Annotated in this window: 15 protein-coding genes; 7 read left to right on the top strand and 8 right to left on the bottom strand. The window is 69.5% G+C overall.

Going from position 1 to position 15679, the window contains the following annotated elements; all coding sequences use genetic code 11:
- The first annotated feature begins 107 nt into the window (after positions 1-107).
- The 5 genes from AB0C78_RS16800 to AB0C78_RS16820 all read left to right on the top strand — a co-directional run bounded on the left by AB0C78_RS16800 (position 108) and on the right by AB0C78_RS16820 (position 5761).
- On the top strand, positions 108-707 hold the full coding sequence (locus AB0C78_RS16800) for a putative 2OG-Fe(II) oxygenase (RefSeq protein ID WP_360748119.1): 600 nt from the start codon (positions 108-110) through the stop codon (positions 705-707).
- Entirely contained in the window at positions 704-1324 is a 621-nt protein-coding gene (locus tag AB0C78_RS16805) for a hypothetical protein (RefSeq protein WP_360748122.1), read from the top strand. Before AB0C78_RS16800 ends, AB0C78_RS16805 begins: the two co-directional genes overlap by 4 nt.
- Before the next feature lie 62 nt (positions 1325-1386).
- Positions 1387-1590, top strand: a complete 204-nt coding sequence (locus tag AB0C78_RS16810; protein ID WP_360748125.1) for a hypothetical protein — start codon at positions 1387-1389, stop codon at positions 1588-1590.
- A 245-nt stretch (positions 1591-1835) separates the two neighbouring features.
- A complete protein-coding gene (dnaE, locus tag AB0C78_RS16815; RefSeq protein ID WP_360748128.1) occupies positions 1836-5390 on the top strand; it encodes a DNA polymerase III subunit alpha in 3555 nt (1184 codons plus the stop codon).
- Positions 5387-5761, top strand: coding sequence for a DUF6300 family protein (locus AB0C78_RS16820; protein ID WP_360748131.1), 375 nt, complete (start codon positions 5387-5389; stop codon positions 5759-5761). The genes dnaE and AB0C78_RS16820 overlap by 4 nt, the downstream gene beginning before the upstream one ends.
- A 96-nt stretch (positions 5762-5857) precedes the next feature.
- Here the strand turns inward: AB0C78_RS16820 and AB0C78_RS16825 are convergent, their stop codons facing one another.
- The 8 genes from AB0C78_RS16825 to AB0C78_RS16860 all read right to left on the bottom strand — a co-directional run bounded on the left by AB0C78_RS16825 (position 5858) and on the right by AB0C78_RS16860 (position 11689).
- Positions 5858-6394: a hypothetical protein gene (locus AB0C78_RS16825; protein WP_360748134.1), complete on the bottom strand. Its 537-nt coding sequence runs from the start codon at positions 6392-6394 to the stop codon at positions 5858-5860.
- On the bottom strand, positions 6391-6648 hold the full coding sequence (locus tag AB0C78_RS16830) for a hypothetical protein (protein ID WP_360748137.1): 258 nt from the start codon (positions 6646-6648) through the stop codon (positions 6391-6393). The genes AB0C78_RS16825 and AB0C78_RS16830 overlap by 4 nt, the downstream gene beginning before the upstream one ends.
- A gap of 76 nt (positions 6649-6724) precedes the next feature.
- Positions 6725-7876 (bottom strand): hypothetical protein, encoded by a 1152-nt coding sequence (locus AB0C78_RS16835; RefSeq protein WP_360748140.1) that lies wholly within the window; start codon positions 7874-7876, stop codon positions 6725-6727.
- A 342-nt stretch (positions 7877-8218) separates the two neighbouring features.
- Entirely contained in the window at positions 8219-10258 is a 2040-nt protein-coding gene (locus AB0C78_RS16840) for a hypothetical protein (protein ID WP_360748143.1), read from the bottom strand.
- Positions 10259-10289: 31 nt separating this feature from the next.
- Complete coding sequence (locus AB0C78_RS16845; protein WP_360748146.1) at positions 10290-10637, bottom strand: hypothetical protein; 348 nt, start codon at positions 10635-10637, stop codon at positions 10290-10292.
- On the bottom strand, positions 10630-11070 hold the full coding sequence (locus AB0C78_RS16850) for a hypothetical protein (RefSeq protein ID WP_360748149.1): 441 nt from the start codon (positions 11068-11070) through the stop codon (positions 10630-10632). Before AB0C78_RS16850 ends, AB0C78_RS16845 begins: the two co-directional genes overlap by 8 nt.
- A 35-nt stretch (positions 11071-11105) precedes the next feature.
- Positions 11106-11363 (bottom strand): hypothetical protein, encoded by a 258-nt coding sequence (locus AB0C78_RS16855; RefSeq protein ID WP_360748152.1) that lies wholly within the window; start codon positions 11361-11363, stop codon positions 11106-11108.
- On the bottom strand, positions 11360-11689 hold the full coding sequence (locus tag AB0C78_RS16860; protein WP_360748155.1) for a hypothetical protein: 330 nt from the start codon (positions 11687-11689) through the stop codon (positions 11360-11362). Before AB0C78_RS16860 ends, AB0C78_RS16855 begins: the two co-directional genes overlap by 4 nt.
- A 431-nt stretch (positions 11690-12120) precedes the next feature.
- On the opposite strand from AB0C78_RS16860, the gene AB0C78_RS16865 reads away from it, so the two are divergent.
- Positions 12121-12897: a GntR family transcriptional regulator gene (locus AB0C78_RS16865; RefSeq protein ID WP_360748158.1), complete on the top strand. Its 777-nt coding sequence runs from the start codon at positions 12121-12123 to the stop codon at positions 12895-12897.
- Between the two features lie 1949 nt (positions 12898-14846).
- Positions 14847-15350, top strand: coding sequence for a hypothetical protein (locus tag AB0C78_RS16870; protein WP_360748161.1), 504 nt, complete (start codon positions 14847-14849; stop codon positions 15348-15350).
- Positions 15351-15679 lie beyond the last annotated feature (329 nt).

Here is a 15679-nt window from a genome sequence, read left to right on the forward strand (position 1 = left end):
CACCTTCCACCAGAGAAAGGACTGTGGCTGTGACCGTGACCGATCACTCTCCCCCGAGGCCCTCGGCCGCCGGACCGGCATTGCCCACCGGACGGCCGGTGATGCAGATGTGGAGGACCCCCGTCTACCAGGCCGACTGCCCCGGCGCCGCCGAGCACCTCCCGGTCCTGCGGGAGATGATCCTGGAGGCGGAGAAGACCGACACCCAAGCCGCCAACTTCGGCGGGATCGACGCGATCAAGTCGTCCCAGACGATGCTGACCTGGGACCACCCCTCGATCGAGTGGCTCAAGGTCCAGATCGCCGCCGCCGGCGACGCGATGACCCGCGCGGTGCTGGGCGACGCCGCCGCCGAAATCGGCGACCACGACGTCAACGCCGAAGCCTGGGCCGTGGTGTACCGGTCCGGTGGGTCCCTGCGGCCCCACACCCACCACGACTCGGCATGGTCGGGCGTGCTGTACGTGGCCGCCGACCCCAGCAGCGACACCGAGGCCGGGTACCTGCAGATGCTCGACCCCCGCCCGGCCGCCGTCGGCCGGATCGCCTCCCCCGGCGTCGTCCGCTACTCCCCCATCCCCGGCCGGATGATCGCCTTCCCCGGCTGGCAGCCCCACTCGGTGAAGGCGACCGCGACCGACGCGCGCCTGCGGATCGCGATCGCCTGGAACATCGCCTACCACGAGCGCTGGAGCCGGATGTCATGACGCTCACCACTCCCACCACCGCCCAGACTGCTGCTGGCTCCGTGCGGGATCGGCGCGCCTGCGGCGACACCGGCCCGGCCGTCCGGCAGCACTGGGGCACCCCGGTCACCGTCGTCGAACTCGACCCCGCCGCGCTGCTGTCGGAGGCGGCCGCCGAGGTCGACGCCGACGGGCCGGCCCTGGACCTCCTGCCGCCCGGCGACATCATCACCGACCTGGACGCCGCGGCCGCGCAGTTCCGGGCCTCCTTCGACGCGCTCGCCGACACCTACGGCCCCGACCTCGCGCCCGCGATCAGCAGCGTCGACATCCAGGTGGAGGTCTGGCGGCACGGCCACGACGTGCCCGCCACCGGCCACCCCGCAGACCTGGTCGCCTGGTGGGTGCTGGCGGCCAGCCCCGCCCCGACCCACACCGAGTCCGGCGCCATCGCCTTCGCCGACCCCCGCGCCGGATCGCAGATGACCGCGATGCCCGGCCTCCCCTGGGGACGGCAGCTGATGATCCGGCCCGTGGCCGGCGCGCACGTCGCCGTCCCGGGTTGGCTCACCTCCTCCGTCGTCCCCCTCGAACACGGCCAGTACGTCCTGGTCGCGGTCGCCTCATCCGTCCGGTGATCCGCCGGCGAACCCCGCACCGTGCCGGGCCCACCCGGCACCGACAGGAAAGGAAGATGCCCATGACGCTCCCGGAGAAGGCCGCCACCAGCCTGCGGCTGGAGGCCCCGGGCCTCGGCTACGGCCTGAACGACGGGGAGGTCGACCAGCTCCTGGCCGCCACCGACGCCGGGCTGATCGTCCCCGAGACGCCGTGCGACAAGGGGATGCAGGACAACTACGCCCTGCGCCACGACGCCACCGCGCCGCTGCCGGCGACGGCCTGACCGACACGCCCGACCCCGTCGGGTGAGCGGCCCCACAGACCCCGCCGCGCACCCGAAAGGAACCTGCTGCTCAACCGGCCCGGCCGGAACCCGCCCAAGGGGCGGCTCCGGCCGGGTCTCGTGCGATCAAGACCGAGTTAGCCCTGCCACGTCCCACCAGCCCCGCTGATCGCCGTAGGCTCATGGGGTCGTCTTCAGCACCCGGCCCCGCTCTCGCGCGGCGGCCCGCGTGAAAGGGCTCAGCGTTGGCTGATTCGTTCGCTCACCTGCATGTTCACACCGAGTACAGCATGCTGGACGGCGCTGCGAAGATCAGCCCCCTGGTGGCCAAGGCCGCCGAACTCGAAATGCCCGCGGTCGCGATGTCCGACCACGGGAACATGTTCGGGGCCTACGAGTTCTGGAAGGCCGCCAACAAGACGGGTATCAAGCCGATCCTGGGGATCGAAGCCTACGTCGCACCCGAGTCCCGGTACCTGCAAAAGCCCGTGCTGTGGGGCGAGCCGCACCAGCGCAAGACCAACGAGGCGACCGGCGAAGGCGGCGACGTGTCGGCCTCGGGGACTTACACGCACAAGACGATGTGGGCCCGTGACGCCGCAGGTCTGCGGAACCTGTTCCGGCTGTCCTCGCTGGCCAGCCTGGAAGGGCACTGGAAGAAGTACCCGCGCATGGACGACGAGCTGCTCGCCGAATACGGCAAGGGGATCATCGCCACCACCGGCTGCCCGTCCGGCGCGATCCAGACGCGGCTTCGGCTCGGCCAGTTCGACGAGGCGCTGAAGGCCGCCGCGACCTACCAGGAGATCTTCGGCAAGGAGAACTACTTCCTGGAACTGATGGACCACGGGCTGCCCATGGAGCGGTACGTCCGCAACGGCCTGCTGGACATCAGCGCCAAACTGGGGATCCCGCCGCTGGTCACCAACGACTCCCACTACGTCACCGAGGACCAGGCCCAAGCGCACGACGCGCTGCTGTGCGTAGGCGTCGGCAAGCAACTCTCCGACCCCGACCGGTTCCGATTCTCCGGATCGGGCTACTACCTCAAAACAGCCGACGAGATGCGGGCAGTGGACTCCTCCGACGCCTGGCAGCAGGGATGCCGCAACACCCTCCTGGTCGCCGAGATGGTCGACCCCTACGACGAGGTGTTCGCCCGCCGCGACCTGGCCGCCAAGTTCCCCATCCCCGACGGCGAAACCGAGTCGACGTGGCTGCGCAAAGAGGCCATGGCCGGAGCGGTCAAACGGTTCGGCGACCCCGTACCGGCCGAGGTCCTGGAACGGATCGAGTACGAACTCAAGGTCATCGACGACATGGGCTTCCCCGGCTACTTCCTGGTCGTCAGCGACATCTGCCGGTACGCCAAGAACAACGGGATCTGGCTGGGCCCGGGCCGAGGCTCGGCGACCGGCAGCATGGTCTCCTACGTCACCGACATCACCGACCTGGACCCGCTGGAGCACGGCCTGATCTTCGAGCGGTTCCTCAACCCCGAACGCGTGTCCATGCCCGACGTCGACCTCGACTTCGACGACCGGCAGCGCGAGCAGATGATCGCCTACGTCACCGAGAAGTACGGCCGCGACAACGTCTCGCTGATCATCACCTACATGAGCATCAAGTCCAAGGCCGCGGTCAAGGACTCCTGCCGCATCCACGGGCTCCCCTTCGCGCTCGGCGACAAGATCACCAAGGCATTCCCGCCCGCAGCCGGCGGCAAGGAGATCCCCCTGGCCGCGGTGTTCGACGACAAGCACCCGCGCTACTCCGAGGCGACCGAACTGCGCCAGCTGTACTCCGACGACGTCGACGTCAAACGAGTCATGGACACCGCAGTCGGCATCGAGGGACTGACCCGCGGCACCGGCGTCCACGCCGCAGGCGTGATCTTGTCCTCCCAGCCGCTGATCGACGTGATGCCCATCCACCAGCGCCCCGACGACGGCGCCCGCATCACCGGGTTCGACGGCCCCAGCTGCGAAGAACTCGGGGCCCTGAAGATGGACTTCCTGGGCCTGCGCAACCTCACGATCCTCGGCGACGCCATCCACAACGTACAGGCCAACCGCGGCATCGAGGTCAAGCTGACCGACATCCCGCTGGATGACGAGAAGACCTACGAACTGCTGCGCTCAGGCTGGACCCTCGGCGTCTTCCAGCTCGACTCCTCGATGATGCGGGACCTCACCAAGCTCATGGCACCCACCCGATTCGAGGACGTCTCCGCCGTCCTGGCCCTCGGGCGACCGGGCCCGATGGGCGCCAACGCGCACGTCAACTACGCGCTGCGCAAGGCCGGCCAACAGGAGATCACCCCGATCCACCCCGAGCTGAAGGACGCGCTGGAGCCGATCCTGGGCACCACCTACCACCTGGTGGTGTACCAGGAGCAGGTCATGGCGATCGCACAGCAACTCGCCGGCTACACCCTCGGCGGCGCGGACCTGCTGCGCCGCGCGATGGGCAAGAAGAAGAAGGAGGAGATGGACAAGCAATGGGCCATCTTCTCCGCCGGGATGGCCGACAAGGGCTACTCGGCCGAAGCCGCCACGGCCGTCTGGGACGTCCTGGTCCCCTTCAGCCAGTACGGGTTCAACAAGTCCCACACCGCCGGGTACGGGATGGTGTCGTACTGGACCGCGTACATGAAGGCGAACTACCCCGCCGAGTACATGGCCGCGCTGCTGACCTCCGTCGGCGACAACAAGGACAAGATGGCGGTCTACCTCGGCGAATGCCGCCGCATGAAGGTCAAGGTCCTGCCGCCGGACGTCAACGAGTCCATCGGCGTGTTCGCCGCGGTCGGCGACGACGTCCGCTTCGGGCTGGGCGCCATCCGCAATGTCGGCGACAACGTCGTCGACGGCATCGTCACCGCCCGCAAGGAACAAGGCGCCTACACCGACGTCGGAGACTTCCTGAACAAGGTCCCGATCGCGGTGTGCAACAAGCGCGCCATCGAATCGCTGATCAAGGCGGGCGCCTTCGACGGTCTCGGCCACGAGCGCAAGGCGCTGATGATGGTGCATGAGGCCGCCGTCGAATCTGTGATCAGCGAGAAGAAGAACGCCGCCCACGGCCAAGACTCGCTATTCGGCGGTCTGGACGACGCTGACGCCTCATCACCGCTCGCCGTTGCCGTCCCCGAAGGCGACGAGTGGGACAAGGCGACCCTGCTGGCCTTCGAGCGGGAGATGCTCGGCCTGTACGTCTCCTCCCACCCCCTGGACGGCGCCGAACGCATCCTGGAGAAGAACCGCGACGCCACCACCGCCGACGTCACCGACGGCGGCCGCCAAGGCATGGTGCGACTCGCCGGGCTGATCTCCAGCGTTACCCGCAAGGTCACCAAACAAGGAAACCCCTGGGCGATCATCAAGCTCGAAGATCTCCACGGCTCGATCGAGGCGCTGTTCTTCCCCTCCTCCTACCAGCTCTACAGCGCAGCACTCGCCGAGGACGTCGTCGTCAGCGTGCTGGGAAAAGCGAACGAACGCGACGGAAGCGTCTCATTGAACGCGCAAGAGATGCAGGTCCTGGACGTGTCAGCAGCCACCGGTAAGGAACCGCCAGTCGTCATCAGCGTCCCGAACGAAAAGATCAACCACGAGACGGTATTCGAGCTCAAGCGCGTCTTGAAAGCACACCCCGGAGAAGCGCCAGTCCACCTGGCCTGCATGGGACCCGGCGGCCGCGGCAAGCTCTACAACCTGGAGTTCTTCCAGGTGAACGCCACCTCAGCGTTCTTCGGCGACATCAAGTCCCTGTTCGGGGCCGGCGCAGTCCGCCAATGACCCCCGAAAACCAGCACGACGAGCGCGGCGGCAGACCCATCGACGTGGTCTCCGCCGCGCACCCGCCCGCCTGCCCCTCCTGCGGAGAATCAGGACTGCTGTCGGCCCGAGTCCCCCACGACATCAAAAGGCCAGACGGACACATCATCCACGGCACGACCCAAGTCGTCCTCTGCCAGACCTGCGACGCCAGCGCGCCCGCCGCCGGCGCACTAATCACCTACTTCCACGTCCACGGCACGATCGACACCGACACCATCGACCAGGCAGCCGACCTCATCGGCGCGTGGGTCAACTCCATCTACATACCGCCGCCGGACATCGACCAGATCGACGCCGAAGCCGAAGCATGGCGCAGAGGCGAACTGTAGCTACAGTCCGATCCAGCCCATACCTCTGGGTGAACGAGTGGGGCCGCCCTCCGCCAGGAGGACGGCCCCACTACGTCGGTGATTAGCGACGTCGTATCAGCGATGCTGAGCGGCACACGCCAGAATGGCCCAGCCCAGGCCGATGACGGCTTGTCCAAGGCATCTCTTGCCGTGGAGACCGGTTGCTTGATTGAGTATCTCGGCCGCGCGTGCTAGCGCGTCGTTCTGCTGGGGCTGTGCGGGGCCTTCGAGGAGTACCCGGCCGAGGTCGGCCAGGTCGGCGAAGGGCTGTTCGTCGTCGATGGCGTGGCGGCCGTCGTCGGCTCGCCGCAGCCAGATGCGGCCGAGACGGGCACAGGCCCAGATGCGCGTGTCCTTGCGGTCGCCGGGACGAGAAGGCTGCCGGAGGCGGTAGATGAGTACCGTCACGACTCCGTCGGCGTCGATCACCGGGTGCATCACCGGCTGGATCGCCAGGTTCTGCAGGTGCTTGTTCAACGCGGCGAGGTCGCGGGCGGCTTCGCTTTCCCGCTGTGCTCGCTCTGCTGCGCGGACGAACCGGAAAGCGGCACGGGCCTGGTCAGCCAGGGCGTGCTGGTGGAGGTCGCGGAACGCGCTGGTCTTGTCGGTCATGCGGCCGCCCTCGCGGGGTCGGCGACGGCTGGGGTGGTGGCGGTGTGGCGGGTTCGTTCGTACTCGTTGAGGACGTGTTCGGCTTCGGCGGCCAGGCCCTCGATGAGGTGGCGTACGTCGTTCAGCGTTCCGCCGACCGGGGTGGGGTCCTGCTGGCAGGCGGCGATGGCCAGCCGGTCCAGGAGCGCGCGGGCTTGGGGGACGGCATCGGCGATCCGGTCGCGCGCGTGGTCGAGTTCGGTGCGGGTCATCATGGGTGTGCATCTCCTTGAGGGTGATGTGGGGGCGGGCGCCAGGGCTACCAACCAGTGGCGCCCGCCCCGGGAACGGTCAGGTGTGCTGATCGATCTGCTTGCAGGCTTTGGTGATGTAGTCGCGGAGCTGCCGCATCGACAGGTCCGAGCCGTGTTGGCGGGCGAGTTCGGCGAACTCGGTTCCGGCGCCGCGGCGGGGTGCGCCTTGGGCGTCGCGGTGGAGGACGAACGCTGTGGCGGCCGCGGCGACGTCGTCGGTGAGCAGTGTCCGCCAGTCGGCCGACAGGTCCCGGATGTTGTGGCGGTCGGTTGTGGCGGCGCCGATGTGCGGGCTGGGTGTGGCGGCCTCCTCGGTTGTGGCGGTGTGGCGGTGTGGCGGGGCGGCGAGGCGGGAGGGCTCGGCACCCGGTGTGGCGGGTCCAGTGGCGGACGCAGAGGGCGCTTCTTGTGGCGGCTGTGCACCGCCACTTGAGCCTGTGCTGCCGGTATCCCCGGTGGTGAGGGGTTTGGCGGTGCGGGCTGTGGCGCTGTGCGAAGACCGCGCGGTGGGCGGGACAGCGCCGTTCTTGGAGGCCGGGTCGGCGGCCGGGGTACTGGCGGGCGTTTGGCGAGCGGGTGCCGACGCCGCCACTGTGGCGGTCCCGGACGGGACCGGTGCACCGCCAGTGCGGGTTCGGGGCGCAGCGGAAGCCGCCTTCTGGCGGCCGGAACTGGCGGGCGTCGTGGCGGTCTGGCGGACCCGTTGCGGACCGGGGGCGTGGCGGTGTGGCGGGCCGCTTCGTTCCGGGCCGCCAGAGCCCGCGCCCACAGTGGCGGGCGAAGTGGCGGGCGAAGTGGCGGTGGCGGCGGATGTACTGGCGAGGACTTCGTTGAGCGCCAGGAGGCTGGCGAGGTCGAGCATGGCGGCGAAGATCATGCCCCATCGCCCGGCGATCGGCTCCAGGACCTCGTAGATCGCGCGGACGCTCAGCGCCATGGCGGCGATGAAGACCACGCCGGTCAGGGCGCGCTTGAGCCGTCCGCCCTGCTGGATCGCGATCAGGTGCGACAGCATCATGGCGACCAGGACCGGGGCGACGCCGTACAGCACGGCGAGCGGGACCGCCACGCTGTGGGCGGCGGCCTCGGTCAGCGCGTGGCCGATATTGAAGGCCAGGGAGATCGAGGAGGTCAGCAGGAGGATCGCCCAGCCCCAGCGGCGGGCCGACGCCGGGTTGCCGGCCGCCATCACAGCCACCCCCGGTCAAGGAGGAGACGGCCGCCGGCGGCCGCGCTTGGGCGGCTGCTGCGGGCTGGGCGGCAGAGATTCACCTGGATCTCCCTGTTCCTCGTCGTCATGAGCGGCTGGACTGGGGTCCCCGGTCGGCGACCGGAGGTGGTGTTACGGCAGGTCACGGCGGGTGTCACGCAGGCGCGACGGCGGGTGTCACGCGGGGTGTCACGCCGGGGTGTCATGGCCTGTCACCCATGCGCTGACCTGGGAACGCGCCGCGCGTAACACCCCCGGGCCCCCTGGGGGGCGTCACACCGCTGGGCGATCGCGGTGACCACTCCCCCTTGTTGATCTTGGTCATGGGGTCTCGCCCGCCTCGTCTGCGCCTGTGTCGGGCGCCCGCACGATGAAGTAGCCCGAGCCCTTCTCGTCGTGCTGGAGGTGGCCGCTTTTGACCAGCTCCCGCACCCACTTGTTGGCCCAGGACCGGCTGAGCCCGGCCTGCTGCCACAGGTCTGCCAGCTCGGCGACCCGGAACTTGTCGCGTCCCTCGGCGTGCCAGCGAGCGATCCGGGCGTAGAGGACCTGGCGGGCCCGCTGCGGGGTCATCGGGCGGCTGGGCTCGCGGGCGAAGGAGACCCCCTCGTCGTTGGCGGGCGGGAGCTCCTCGTCCAGCCCTGCCTGGTTGGCTGGGTTGGGGTCGGGAGTGGTGACGTGCTCCTCGATGACCCCGTCTACGTCCCAGGGCAGGTCGTCATCCGGCGTCTGGCCGCGGTCATGGTCGTCGCGCGCCGGCGTGGGCGCGCCCGTGTCGGCCGCCGCGGCGGGCCCGGTAGCGGGCACGGCGGTCGGCACAGTGCGCGGGACCTGGGCGAGCTTGCGGGTGGACGCGCAGACCTGCTTGGCGGCGGCGGGGAAGGCGGCGGCGTGCGCGGTCATCTGCGCATGGCCGTCCTTGCCCCAGTCGAAGGTCCGCAGCGGCATCGCGATGCGATCGGCGGGGATGGAAGGTGCGTGCAGGTAGGCCATGCCCTGGTGGTCGGCCATCCACAGCTCGGGCCGGACGCTCTTGATCTTGTACTGCGCGGGGGTGAGGGTGAACTCGCGATCGTCGGCGTCGCTCAACCCGAAGCACATCTTGTAGAGCAGCTTGCGCAGCGCGGTCGGGAGCTGGTCCCAGGTCGCCACCTGCAGCGAGAACACGATGCTGATTCCCGCCGACCGGGCGATGCGCAACAGCTTGATGGCGTCGTCCAGGTTGAGCGCCGCAAGGACGTCGGGGCACTCCTCCAGCCACACCACCCAGTAGGTCAGGCCGCAGCCCGATTCCCACTTGTTCAGCCCCTTGCCGCTCAGGTAATCGGTCCGGGCCTTGACCTCGGCCAACACCTCGGCCAGCAGCTTGCGGGCGCCCTGCTCGGTGGTCTCCAGACGGTGCAGACCCGCCGCCAGCGGACCGAGGGTCTGCTGGCCCTTGGTGACGTCGGCGCCGAACACCGCGACGTCGTGCCGGGTGATGACCTCCCCCAACAGGTTCCAGGCGCCGCCGAAGCTCTTCCCCGCGCCGGTCATACCCGAAATCTGCAGATGGTGACCGGTCATCACGTACTCGACGTCGTTGCCGTCCTGCCAGATGCCCGGCCGGAGCGGTTCGCAGATCGAGCCGCCGGGCCGGTACGGGCCAGGCCAGGCGACCGGGTACTTCAGCAGCCGGGGGTCGGTGAGGGTCATGTCGGCGACGTCGGCGCGGTCCTCGTTGGCGGTCGCCAGAATCGAGCCGGGCGGCATGCCCATGGCCGATTCCATCGCCGGGGCTGCCTTCTGCACGTCATCGGCGGTCTTGCCGCCGGCGAGCTGCATCTGTGCGGAGACCCGGTGCTGCTCGGCCCGCTTGGTGCGCAGTGCAGCACCGTCGAGCCCGACTGTTTTGGCGTGCGGGGCGAACAGGTCGCGCAGTCGGTCACCGCCCGGTTCACCGTTGCTGGTGCGGATCACCGCGCGCAGGTTCCAGGTGAGCGCCAGCGCCGCCCACCACACCGGAATGAACGGTGAGACGGCGACGGCGTTCCAGGCACCGATCACGGTCGCCAGGATGAGCCACGCTCCGGCGGACGCGGCGGTGATGGTGCCGTGCCAGCGTCCGTACCGTCCCCGCTCATGGGTGTGGTGCCACGTCAGGCTCGCCAGGCCGATCGTTGCCGCGGTCAGCGCCGACACCGCCCACGGCAGCGTCGCGGCCTCGGACCAGGCGCGGTGTGCGATCCAGCCCGCGATCCAGCCGATCGGCAGCGCCAGCCAGGGCGGCAACAGCACTAGGACCGACGAGACGGCCACGGTCACGGCGCGCTCGACCGCGGCCTCGCGCGCCCGGACCAGAGTGCCGGTGCCCTTGCTCATGGAGATGTTCCCTTCAACGGGTCGGGAAGCGTCAGGCTTCGGGGTCGAACCGGGGGCGGCGGTTGCGGGCGGCCTCGAACGGCTCACCGAACTGGGTCTGGTACTCGGCCCAGAACCGCACCGTCTCCAGCGCGGCCCCGTTGCAGGCCTCGGCCGCCCGGCGGAGCCGGTTGGCGACCTTCCACGCCTTGACCCGCACGTCCAGGCCGAACAAGGCGGGATGACCCTCGATGGAGCGCAACGCGAACTTGGCGTCCTCGGCCGCCCCCTCGAAGATGTCGCGCAGGTCGCGCATCACGGCTTTGCCGGTTTTGGAGAACTGCTCCAGGTCCGAGGGCTTCTGGAACTCGATCCGCTCCAGGTCGGAGGGGTTAGCCACGGGTGCCTCCCCGGGTTTCGGCTGGCAGGTCGTCCTCTACGCACTCGGCGTCGATCGCGCCGTGGTAGCCCCGGCGGAACTCATCGGCCACGACCCGAACAAGGCGCCCGGTGACGCCGCGGCGGCGCAGCGACAGCAGCGCGCAGAGCAACGTCAGTGCGGCATCGAGCAGCAGGCCGACGACAGCGGCCAGGCCGCGCGCCACGGCGCGGAGCCGTCCGCCCTCCGGCTGGGCCGGTGCGGTGGCGTACGCAGTCGGGTCGAGAGGGTCGTGCACCGCAGAAGTCCTCATGGCGCGGCACCGCTGGGCGATGTGGCGGGCGAGGATGCGCACGCAGGCGACCAGGGCGGCGGCCGCGATGACCGCCGCCGTCTCCGGGATGGTCAGCGCGCCACCGTGCGTGCCCGCCGCGAGGGCCAGGAGCAGCAGCACGACCGAAACGGCCACGCGGGTCCGGGAGGGGCGCTTCAACCCGATCGCCTCCCCCACCGCGTCCGCCGCGCAGGGACACCGCACGCCACCCGGATCGGCCCGAGCCGGAACCCGTCGCGGGTGCGCACCACCCGAGAGCGGGCCCCCGCTCCGACGAGGACGCCCACAAGCACCGCGGCGTCGTGGCGGATCGGGGTGAAGGCGCCGATCAGCAGGTAGGCGATGCCGCCGATCGACGCGCACAGCATCAGCGCGTACAGAGCCGGGCGCAGCCGCCCCACCGGGGCACTCACGCGCCACTCCCCCGCGCGCCGCCCCGCGTGGGGCCGTCTTCGTCGATCGGCCACAGCAGGTCCAGCACCGAGGTCCCCGCGAGCCAGAGGGCCCGCATCTGGCGCAACTCCCCGCCGGTGAACCCGGCGCGGATCCGCTGGTCGCGGTCGGTCCCCAGCACACCGGCGCGCATCTCCCGCTCCAGGCACTCGGCCCGGACCGGGCACCATCCGCAGGCGCCGATGGCGTCCTCCCCGACCCGGCGCGCCTTGGCGATCGTGGTGGCCTCCGGTTCCCAGGCGTCCGGGGTCGGGGAGTTCGCGCACCGCGACAGCGGACCGGACACCAGGGCCTCCAGGTCGACGCTCGGCAGCGACGCCGGAGCGGACCGGCGGTCCGGCGCCGGCGGCGTCTTGCTGGCCGTGGCCTGAGCGGCCCGGCGGGGCCTGGGGACACGGGGGTGGGATGGGCCCGCTGGATCTGCTGGCCGCGCGGGCTCTACCTTGAGCATGGGTCGGCTCCTCTCGCTGGGGTTGGCGACCCGCCCGCGGTCTCGGTGTTGCAGCACCGAGACCGCTTTGCGTTTACCGGTCATCGAAAGACACGGGACAACTGTCCCGGGACTTTCACGGCAGATTTTGGCCCCTGCGCACGGCAGATGTCAAGCGCGATCACGCGACGGTGCCCGAAACCCCGGTCTCACAGGGAGCGTCGACGCAGGCCGGACGGCTACTCTTCAAAGTCTCGGGACATTGAGGAACAGGGGCACACCCGCACATGTCGGAGCGCTACGAGTACGAGAGGGTCGCCGCCAAGATCGGCGAGGAGATCGCGAAGGGCACTCGCCCACCGGGATCGATGCTGCCGTCGATCCGGGACCTGATGGCCACCTACAAGGTGTCCAAGACGACTATGGAGAACGTGATCCGGCTGCTGTCGGACCGGGGCCTGGTCCGCGCCGAGCGCGGCCGCGGCACGGTCGTCCTCGACCGGCAGGGCGGCCATCCGACCAGGGTGCGCGTCACCCAGTCCGCGGTCGCGGCCGCGCCCGAGGACGACGATCTAGAAGACTGGGAAGCCGCCTGCGCAGAGCAGGAGCGGACCGGCGCGCTGGTCACCGTCGCTGTGAGCGAGGGCCAGGCCCGCGACGACGTCGCCGCCCGGCTCCAGCTGGCAGACACCGGCCGCCGGGTCATCCGCCGCTTCAAGCATGCCCGCTTGGACGGCCGGCCCGCCCAGCTCCAGACCGCCTTCTACCCCGTCGAGAGGTTCGGCGGCACGCCCTTCGCCGAGGAACACCGCCTGACCACCGGAACCTACGCGGCCATGCGCGAACTCGGCTTCACGCCGGCCAACCGCGACGAGGTGGTGTCCGCCCGCGGCGCGACCCCCGAGGAGGCGGTGGAACTGCGCATCCGGCCCGGCTCCCCCGTCCTGGTGATCGAGCGGCTCACCCGCGACGACCAGGGCGTCCCGCTAGAACTCCTGCGGATCGTCGCCGACTCGCTCCGGACCGAGCTGGCCTACGAGGACCTGCCACTCCCCCGGCCGTAACGCCGCCACCGCCCACGTACCGGCCCCGCGGACCGGCTCCCACGAGCCTCCTCAGCAGCCGATGCGCTCGTGCGACACGCGCACCCAACTGGATCTTGACAGGTGGCCACAACGGTGGCAAAGTCCACGGATGAAAGTCCCGAGACTTTGACACAGTGCGAGGACAGGACGACGCGCGTTTCGGGCGGCGTGCCTCACACCATTAGCCTCAACAGGGGTGTACTGTCCCGGGACAGGACGGGATTCGCAGCCCACCGGGCGCGTGGAGAACGTCTGAAAAACTCCAGAAACGACAGCAGCGGCGACCGTCCGCAGCCAGTTCGATCGGTCGGGCAAACCGATCAAGCTGGTTTCAGGCGAGACGCCGCCGCTGTGCCGGAGCCGGAACCTTGTAGGAGAGGTCCCGACCCCCGGCCCCCTCGGTAAGAGCCATCCTCCAACCGGGAGACCACTTATGAGAGTACCCGAAAGCGGGTGCTGCGCAACGGGCGACACGCCCCATGCGCCCTGTGCGACCAGTTCGCACGCTGTGCGACCGCGTGCATCGCGGCGCTCGACCGCTCTCCCCCGCCCCGGCCGAAGGCTGCGCGTGGCGACACTGAGCGTTCTCAGACCTTCTTACCGGTCCGCCCCCAGCCCGCGTTCCGACGTTCTTCCGGACGCGATTGCTTTTATCACCGCCGCTGGCTCTTCGAGCCCTGCTCTGGGGCGCCGGGCCGGTAGGGCGCCGGTCGGCCGGGAGGCCGGCCGGTCGGCTGACGTCCCCGCTGGAGGCCTATGAAATGAGTAAGCGCCCCAGCGGGGCGCTCATCTCATCTCCAATATCGGGTCCCACGGTCCGAGATCCGCAGCTCGCTCTTTGGTTGGTCGCCATCTGAGCTGACGGGTCAAGGCCAGGGCCAAGTCATGTCCGGAGGAAGACGATAGCAAGTCGTCCCCCGGCTAGCCAACTATTCCCTCACGGCACTTCGTCGGCGAGGCCACGGCTGGCCGTCTCACGTACCCCAGCACCCGTATCCGGGATCGACCCGCAGGCACTCCCTGCACATTCGTTCCCCGCATCGGGCTGGGCGATCACCCGTGCAGTCAAAGACCTGGTAACTCTGCATGAGGCAGCGAAGGCACCGCGGCATACCGCGCTCGCAGCCGCCGGCCCCCAGGTCGACGCCGCATGCCTGGTCGCCACCAGACGCTGGTTTGCTCGCCTACGGGTCACGCCGGCAGTCGTGTGGCAACGGACCTACCGCGCCGTCCAGGCCGCGCGGCGATGCGCAGGCAAGCGCCGCGGCTACGTCGGCGTTGTCCCCGACGACTGCCGCCGAGCGAACACCACCACGGACGCGTTCCGAGGCCTTCAACTCGCTCTGGAGTACTGCGGCCGCCGGGCCGATCACCTGGCCAACGTCGAAAGCACCGCCAGGGCACTGCTCGCCTACACGGACCACGACAACCTGATCGCCCGGCCAGGCCACGACAACATCTTGAAGGCCACTCCACAATCTCGCCGCACCCTGCAGCGGTCCATCGACACCCTGCACGAGCTTGGACTCCTGATCACCGTGGAAGAGGGCACCACCCCATGGCTGCGCAGGGCCCGACTGCGCCCAGGGCAGACAGATCCTTACGAGCACCAGGACAACCGCGCCGAGGTGTACCGCTGGATCGTGCCCCGCTGGGTCGACGACCTCACCGCAGTCGAGACCGAGAGCTCCGATTCAACTTCAACCGACCTAAGTGGCACCCCTTCCCGCCCCTCTCCGAAGGAGAGGGCGGGAAGAACTGATACTTCCTGCCGAAGGCAAACCTCAGGTAGTTACACGCGCGCGCGGAATCAGCGGCCGCAGGCGGCCGGGAAGCCAAACACTCGACCAGCCAGGAATCGCCAGCCTCGAAGGCCCCAGCCGTGGGAGGCGCGCTCCCAGCAAGTGACCGCAGTGTGGCAAGCAGCAATGCCCAACGAGCTGACCACCCTGCTCGCCGAGCACGAAGCCCAACGACTGGCCAACGAAATCGCCCGCCAGCTCGAACACCGCACCGTCGGTGAACTGATCAACCGAGTCACTCGGCACTGGGACTGGTGGCGCTTCAAGCTGGCCGCTGACCTGGTCCGCCAACCCATCGCCATCGCACACCGCATCCTGCGTCGCGACTTCGATTGCGTCGACGTCCGCTGTGAGGACCAGTGGCAGCTCGACCTGGATGCGCCCTGCAAGGCCTGCGCCCAGATCGCGGAAGACACCGTCAACCGGCGCCGTATCGACACAACCGTGCGCCCCTCCCCCTCCCTGCCGATTCCTTCAGCAGAGCCCAAGAGGACCGTCGCGGCACTGCGAACGTCCGCTCCTCTCGCCAAGGAACGCGTCAGCGAGCATGCAGCGAAGGCAAGGGCCATGCTCGCTGTGAAGTCACGGACGGCTCGAAGGATCCTCGGAGGGGGTGTGGCTGTCGCTTGATCCAACCTCGGACCTTTACGGCGTAAAGGAAGCGGCTTGGATGAGCAACGATGTTCGAGCTGCACTCGACGCCGGGGCCTGGCCGCACACCTGCCAGGAACCAAGTCCAGGAAGATCTGAGAGTAGGACGGGCCGGGCCCGGCCCGGTGCCTGCCGACGGCCGGCGACCCGAGCCCCCAGCATGAGCGCGCGGTGCCGTTTCGCCAGAGGTGACGTAGAGGTGGCTCTTTACCGCGGTAAAGATATCAGCCAGCGGCCGCCGTCGCGGACGACGGTGTCCTCGTAGGTGGCGCTGGCGCAGCTGTGGTCCGCCAGTACGGCGATGGCCT

The sequence above is a fragment of the Actinomadura sp. NPDC048394 genome, assembly GCF_040651755.1.
GTDB lineage: Bacteria > Actinomycetota > Actinomycetes > Streptosporangiales > Streptosporangiaceae > Spirillospora > Spirillospora montaniterrae.

Coding starts and splice junctions, on each gene's coding strand:
- AB0C78_RS16825 (WP_360748134.1), bottom strand. CDS start 6,394: ATGACCGACAAGACCAGCGCGTTCCGCGACCTCCACCAGCACGCCCTG.
- AB0C78_RS16820 (WP_360748131.1), top strand. CDS start 5,387: ATGACCCCCGAAAACCAGCACGACGAGCGCGGCGGCAGACCCATCGAC.
- AB0C78_RS16805 (WP_360748122.1), top strand. CDS start 704: ATGACGCTCACCACTCCCACCACCGCCCAGACTGCTGCTGGCTCCGTG.
- AB0C78_RS16865 (WP_360748158.1), top strand. CDS start 12,121: ATGTCGGAGCGCTACGAGTACGAGAGGGTCGCCGCCAAGATCGGCGAG.
- AB0C78_RS16810 (WP_360748125.1), top strand. CDS start 1,387: ATGACGCTCCCGGAGAAGGCCGCCACCAGCCTGCGGCTGGAGGCCCCG.
- AB0C78_RS16870 (WP_360748161.1), top strand. CDS start 14,847: ATGCCCAACGAGCTGACCACCCTGCTCGCCGAGCACGAAGCCCAACGA.
- AB0C78_RS16835 (WP_360748140.1), bottom strand. CDS start 7,876: ATGGCGGCCGGCAACCCGGCGTCGGCCCGCCGCTGGGGCTGGGCGATC.
- AB0C78_RS16800 (WP_360748119.1), top strand. CDS start 108: ATGTGGAGGACCCCCGTCTACCAGGCCGACTGCCCCGGCGCCGCCGAG.
- AB0C78_RS16840 (WP_360748143.1), bottom strand. CDS start 10,258: ATGAGCAAGGGCACCGGCACTCTGGTCCGGGCGCGCGAGGCCGCGGTC.
- AB0C78_RS16830 (WP_360748137.1), bottom strand. CDS start 6,648: ATGATGACCCGCACCGAACTCGACCACGCGCGCGACCGGATCGCCGAT.